We start from the raw sequence: 6,717 nt of genomic DNA on the forward strand, positions 1-6,717 counted from the left end.
AATCATTTTTATTTTAATACAATAATTTTATAGAAGCTATTTAATATATATTAGTAGATGTTACTTATACTACATTTATTGAGCTACCGCATTAGAGGATAAAAATCCATTAGCGGCAGCTAAATTTTTGAGTACTAAATAAATTTAAGAGATTTTTAATGTGAGTTGTAATATAAAGAAAGGAACATAAAAGTCTCAGTATAATAGCAAAAAGTACATATAAAACTTATTAGGAATAAATGAGTTCGTTTTTTTATAATATATATCTTTATCATGCGTGAATCTTAAAAGTTTTATATGAAAATGAAAAACCAGAAATAAGAGAAGGAAGAGAAGAAAGATATACTAAACTTAGATGGAATATTTGACGACAAATTATGTTAGAAGATTCCAAAAAAGAAAATGCTAGCCACAGGATGGTTAGCATTTTTATTTAAGAAAATATTCTGCAAACTTGTTTCTTTTACTTTAATTTAATTTATAGGATTATATATAAAATTAGAGCCAAAATTATTACACAAGTAAGTTTGTCCGTTTACTGTGTACCTAATTGCTAGCTCTATTTTTGAGTTTCTTGGTAATCCATCTATAGAGAATGACCAATTTTCTGCACTATTATTATTATATTTATTATTAAACATAGCACTTACATTTTTATAGGTTTTTCCGCTATCATCAGAATATAGTACATCTACATCTTTAGCATAACCTAGGTTTTGTAGGCTTATTGTACCATAAATTGAGTCAGTGCCATTTATGGCAAAATACCTATTAGTGTTGTATAGTTCAACAGGCCCATTATTAAAAATTTGAAAACCAGAATTATAATCTGTGCCTTCTATACTGTAGTTTTGTCCATTGTTATTATCCCAGTACACTTGTCCATTAAATTCATATTTTATAGCGAATATATATTTTCTACCGACATCTAAACTTTCAGATAATTTAAAATTCCATACTTCATCGGTATTAGATATTTGTTTGTAAAAACTGGCAGGGGTATCAACCCAATCAATTCCATTATGTGAGTAATGAATAGTTACATTTTTTGCGTAAGCAAGATTTTTTACTAAAACTTGTCCTGAAATACTTTGGCCTGGAACCTTTCCATAGTGAGATTCATAACTAGCATTAAGTAATGATATTACTGATGAATTGTTTGAAGCTGCAAAAACTCTTGTACCCTGTGTAAATATACCAAAGGATAGCACAAGGATCATGCACAATTTAAGAGTAGCTGATAAAATTTTTCTGTTAATTTTCATAAATATTCCTCCATTCCTAATATGTTTATTTTTTATACAGTTACATATTATCATCCTAAAAGTTATTTTTCAACAAAAATGGAAGCAAAATTTAAGTTTGTAATTTTATACAAAAATAGTGAGGTTTATATAAATATTTCTTTGTCAGAGTAGTATTAAGGTTTATATATTGTTGGACTTCTATTAAGAGACAATACTAATTTTGAGTGGGAGATAAATCAAGCTTAGATATAAATTTAAGGTTATTAGGGATAATAATAGTTTAAAGGTTGAATTTATTGATAATGGTGGGCGGAGAGTTGGAAAAGTGGAATTGGGGGTGAAAATTGAATTGTTTATGATATGCAACAAACTTCTCACATTCTTTTAGCACTTTTACATTTATCTTAAATAATTTTTGGTTAAAATGACTATTTTAGCAAATAATTAATCGTGTTACAATATTTACAAAATAGATAAAAGGAGGTTCATTAAATGAAACTTAAACAAAACAAATTTTTTATTTTCATCTTTTCTTTTGTATTGCTTGCAGGTTTAACTCTTCCCACCCAGGCTTCAGCTGAAACAAAACAAAACGTTCAACTAGTCTACTCTAAAACCATGAGCAAAGACAATCACATTTTTGCTTATGGCTATGTTCAAACACTTCCATCTGAAGGAGGATCGGTTGAACTTCACTATCAGGTAGGAGATAATGTTTGGAAAGATACAAATGCTACATATGTTGGTGTAAAAGATAATGCATATGGGTTATGGTATTTTGAGATTGATGGTGGTCAAGATCCTATGTCGGACTATTCTAAGTCAGGAAAAAATTTTAGATTTGCAGTGAAATACACAACTTCTTCTGGACAAGTTTATTGGGATAACAATAATGGGAATGAATTCAAAGTTAGTGGAGGGTATTCTGCTAATTTCGGCAGATATGTTCTAGGCTCTAGCAATTTAGTTCTTGCAAATACCAATAGTTGGACTAGTGATAATACTTATTTTACAGGGCAGATAGCATTAAAAAATTCAGATTACAATAAGGTTGTAAAAGTTAGATACAGTTGTGATAACTGGGTTACTTATAAAGAGACTTCTGCTATATATCAGTTTTCTGAACCAAATGATGTAGAAATATGGAGTTTCAGAGGCGAAGGTCCTGCTAATGCAAAAGATTTTAAGTTTGCAATATCTTATACAGTAAATGGACAAACCTATTGGGACAATAATTTTAATTCAAACTATATGGTTAATGTATCTGAATCCTTAAATAATCCTGGAGTAAGATAACTTACAATGGGCTGTTGCACAACTAACTAGTAAGTTGTGCAACAGCACTTTTTTATTGTAAAAAAATAAAATACAAAAAGAAAGCATCACAAGTATTTATGAAATATTTTTTAGTTAAGTTACTTGGTTTAATAAGATTCCAAGTCTTTGATACATTCTTCACAAATATGTATTCCTTTAAAATCGGTAATATTGCTCACATTGCCACAAAAACTAAATCTAGGAGAATATTAAAAAAAGAATTGATAGAATCAACTGACTTAATGTTACTAAATGATATTTAAGTGAATACTATAATATTTAATACATAAAATATATCTGAATATAGCTGAAAGGTTGGTGCGTAATGAAAAAATTTGCTGTTTTATGTTTAGCTTTTTTATTTTTGTCATTTAATATACTTGGAGTAAAAACATTGGCTGTATCTCAAACTAATGTTTTAAAACAAGGCGTTTATACAGTATCGGATTTGAATCCTTCAGAAGGCAATCTTTATGACATTGTAAATGTTTCTCAAATAGAAAATGCCTATATACTTATCTTTGATGAAAATTTTGTTATAATGCAATCTCTACGATTACCTATTAGTGTAAAAAGTTTTAATTTAATACCATTGAAACCAAACTACCAACTTGTAGTACTTGGTAAATCAGAAATATATATAAGTCCAAGACCAGTTAAGTAGTTATTTTTTGGTTTATAATGGTAGATTTCGTGTTGTTGTACACGCAATCTACCTTTTAAAAATATATTAAGATTACATTAAGTTTAGTAACTTGTCTTTGAGTTAAAGTAGATATATCATAAATGTTTTGAGAAGATGCATCGGTTATTACATTAGAAAATTTTCAAGTCTAATAAGCAAGTATGGAGAAGCAGCTACTGGAAATCTTATATTCGCAATTACACCAATTAGATCATTAAGCTTCCTAACAGTAGAAACTCTTAACATATAAGTTCTCTTTACATTTAAAAAGTCCCCATCAATAAGTTCTTCGGATGTTAAATCATCTTTACTCATCACAAATTCCTTTTTTCTCGTCATAATAATCACCTCTGATAGGGATATATGCAAAAATTAAGCATATTCTTCAGAATAAATATGTTAATATTCTTCACCATAAATATTCTTAAGAATATGCTGAAAAAATGCGGGCTTGAAGAGGTTTCAAGGGAACATAGTACAAAATTTAAGTCATTGAGCTTTAAAATAAAGTTAAAAAGCAGCCTATAAGGCTGCTTTTTGGGTGTGAGACATTATAGAAAACTATAACGGTGTGTTTATATTACCATAAAGGTAATTATATGTCAATATATAAAAATATTGCTAGGTTGGTGGCGTTTTGTAGGGGATTTTTAGGAATGTTGGAGTTAGTTTTAATTTGTTGGTGAAGGTTAATGGGATTGTGAATAAAGATTTTAAGATACTTTAGATGTCCAACTTCCATCCCTATAAGTTGGTACTGATGATTTAATGAAAAATATATAAATTGGAATTACTAATTATTTTAGGTATAATATGGATATAGGAAATTAACTGTATGTAGATGGGATTTGAAAAAATATTGTGAGATGATTAGGAGGGGAAATTTGTTAAATATTATTAGTTTAATGTGTTTATTTTTACTAGCGATGGTCTTTGTAATTCTATATATTAAGGATAAGAAAGCATATCAATTTTTAGGAATAATTGATGCGATTATAGCCATTTTTTTTAAAACTCCATTTTCAATTGGTATTAGTAAAACCTTAGAAAATACATTGGTTGGAATAATGTTAATATTGATGATAATTATCTTTTATTTATTAATGAGTGATAATAGGGAAAAGTATGAATGATAAAATTTGGTTAATAGTGATAGAGTATAAATATTACGAGGTGATAATTTGATATAACAGAAGTAGAAAGAATCCTTAGGAGAGAGGATTCTTTTTTTATAGGTCAATAGCTAAAATTGATTAAATAATTATTAGATATGCAAAAATAGTTTATTTTTGAGTATAACAAATAAAGGATATAACTGCTTTATCCTTTATTTTGCTGAGCTTATAAAAAGATCTTAAAAGTAAATACTAAAAACATCAGTAGGCTGCGATGCAAGCAATTTTAAAAAGTAAATAAAAACGTAACTTTAGTTACCGATTCATATATAAATAAATGTTATTATATTCATATGATAAGATTTATTAGTTGAAATAGGTAATCAATTAAAGTCTATAAAGAAAGGATGATGTGCAAATGAAAAAAGACATAAATTATATTACTATAGATGGTCGTGGAGAACATGAGTCCTTTAGGGATTGCATTACAAATGCTATTGAAGACCTAAAACCAAATGAAGGAATACATGTAATTAAAGATTTTGAGCCTTTCCCAATGTATAAAATGATGGAGGCAAGAGGCTTTGACAAATATATTGAGAAAATAAGTGATGAAGAGTATCATGTCTATTTCACACCTAAAGCTCAACTTGAAAAAATTAAAATGGGTGAATACTTGAAGGTAGATGAAACAAAAATCAAAAATATTATGGATATTAAGCTAAGTTACCTAAAGGGAGAAATCTCTTTAGAAGAGGCAAAATTGAAAATGAAAACTTCCGTTGACAAGGTAACAGCACAAGAATTTGCTATATGCGAACAATATCTTCAGAAGTATGGAATTACAGATGATGAATTAGCACAAAGAATGAACGAAATCCTTGAAATTTTTGAGGGTATACTTGTAAGTGATAAGATTCAGCTGCCTTCAGGACATCCAATTAGAACTTATCTTGATGAGATTGAAGCTATAAGAGAAGTACTTAAAGAAATGAAGGAACTGTTACAAGGTAAGTTTATTAAGAATAGATGGTCTGAGCTTTACGATAAATTAGGACAGATAAATGTTCATTTTTCAAGAAAGCAAAACCAATTGTTTTCTGCATTGGAGAGCAAGGGGTTTGATAAGCCTTCAAAGGTCATGTGGACTTTAGATAATAACGTAAGAGACATTATTAAAAAAGCTAAGGATTATTTGCAGGCTGACCAGGATCAAGAATTTTTAAAGCTTCAAGAAGAAGTCCTTGAGATGGTAGAAGATATGATGGTAAAAGAGGAGGAAGTACTATTACCGACTGCTTTGGATTTACTAACCCAAGAGGACTTTGTAAAAATGAGAAAATCTGATGACGAAATTGGTTATTGTTTAATTCAAAACCCACCAACTTATGGAAATGAGAAGGAAGCTGGAGTGGCTTCAGAATCTAACAATGAATTGCTTAAGGATTTGGCAAAAGTGCTTCAAAAACATGGCATACTTTCTGCTCCTTCAAAAAATGAAGTATTGGATGTGAGTCAGGGAAAACTGACCATTGAACAGATTAATCTTATATTTAAGCATTTACAAGTGGATTTATCTTACGTGGATGAAAATGATATAGTGAAGTTTTATAGTGATACTAAGCACAGAGTATTCCCAAGAAGTGCAGGAGTTATTGGAAGAGAAGTTCAAAACTGCCATCCAAGAGAAAGCGTTGATACTGTTGAAGAAATTATCAGAGCATTTAGAGCAGGAGAGCATGATGAAGCCGAATTTTGGCTGGAAATGGGCGGAAAATTCATATATATCATCTATAATGCAGTAAGAGACGAAGAAGGAAACTTTAGAGGCGTTTTGGAAATGATGCAGGATGTTACACACATTAGAAGCCTTACAGGAAATCAAAGGCTCTTGTCCTGGGGCAATAAAAAGGAAGAAGATAAGCCTGCTAAGGATTCAGGTGCAGAAGTTAAAAATGAGTATGGAATTACAAAGAATACCATAATAGGGGATATAGTAAAAGATTATCCCTTTATAAAAGATTTTTTAGTTGATTTATCTCCTAAATTCAGCAAGTTGAAAAATTCTTTATTGTTCAAAACTATGGCTTCCATGGCTACAATAGAAATGATCAGTGCTAGAGGAGGCTTTGAGGTTAATGAGTTGATAAATAAAATTGTGGGAGAAATTCAAGCCCAAAAGTAAAAGCTGTAATTTACGTGACAGGATGCATTAATTTCATAAATAATTAAGGAAGGAGAATCGCCAGATGATGGGCGTTTTTCTTCTTTTATGTGTGCCCAGCATGGGCACGTACTAGTCGGTGAAAGTCCGATATGGGGGTTGATAGTGCCAACCATTAGCTTAAGACAA

The 6,717-nt window shown here is 29.8% G+C and carries 6 protein-coding genes; 4 read left to right on the forward strand and 2 right to left on the reverse strand.

Going from position 1 to position 6,717, the window contains the following annotated elements; translation table 11 throughout:
- Positions 1-473 precede the first annotated feature (473 nt).
- Entirely contained in the window at positions 474-1,265 is a 792-nt protein-coding gene (locus FAY47_RS18735) for a carbohydrate-binding protein (RefSeq protein ID WP_185966905.1), read from the reverse strand.
- A 474-nt stretch (positions 1,266-1,739) separates the two neighbouring features.
- Between FAY47_RS18735 and FAY47_RS18740 the strand changes: the two genes are divergently transcribed.
- Both FAY47_RS18740 and FAY47_RS18745 read left to right on the forward strand, forming a co-directional pair.
- A complete protein-coding gene (locus tag FAY47_RS18740) occupies positions 1,740-2,543 on the forward strand; it encodes a carbohydrate-binding protein (protein WP_143318456.1) in 804 nt (267 codons plus the stop codon).
- A gap of 346 nt (positions 2,544-2,889) precedes the next feature.
- Positions 2,890-3,228, forward strand: coding sequence for a hypothetical protein (locus tag FAY47_RS18745; RefSeq protein WP_143318457.1), 339 nt, complete (start codon positions 2,890-2,892; stop codon positions 3,226-3,228).
- A 147-nt stretch (positions 3,229-3,375) separates the two neighbouring features.
- Here FAY47_RS18745 and FAY47_RS18750 read toward each other — a convergent pair whose 3' ends face one another.
- On the reverse strand, positions 3,376-3,588 hold the full coding sequence (locus tag FAY47_RS18750) for a hypothetical protein (RefSeq protein ID WP_143318458.1): 213 nt from the start codon (positions 3,586-3,588) through the stop codon (positions 3,376-3,378).
- Positions 3,589-4,133: 545 nt separating this feature from the next.
- Here FAY47_RS18750 and FAY47_RS18755 point away from each other — a divergent pair.
- Both FAY47_RS18755 and FAY47_RS18760 read left to right on the forward strand, forming a co-directional pair.
- Complete coding sequence (locus FAY47_RS18755; RefSeq protein WP_143318459.1) at positions 4,134-4,382, forward strand: hypothetical protein; 249 nt, start codon at positions 4,134-4,136, stop codon at positions 4,380-4,382.
- Between the two features lie 400 nt (positions 4,383-4,782).
- Positions 4,783-6,549, forward strand: a complete 1,767-nt coding sequence (locus tag FAY47_RS18760; RefSeq protein ID WP_143318460.1) for a PAS domain-containing protein — start codon at positions 4,783-4,785, stop codon at positions 6,547-6,549.
- The last annotated feature ends 168 nt before the right edge of the window (positions 6,550-6,717 follow it).

This window comes from Clostridium sp. HBUAS56017 (assembly GCF_007115085.1).
Taxonomy (GTDB): domain Bacteria; phylum Bacillota; class Clostridia; order Clostridiales; family Clostridiaceae; genus Clostridium; species Clostridium cibarium.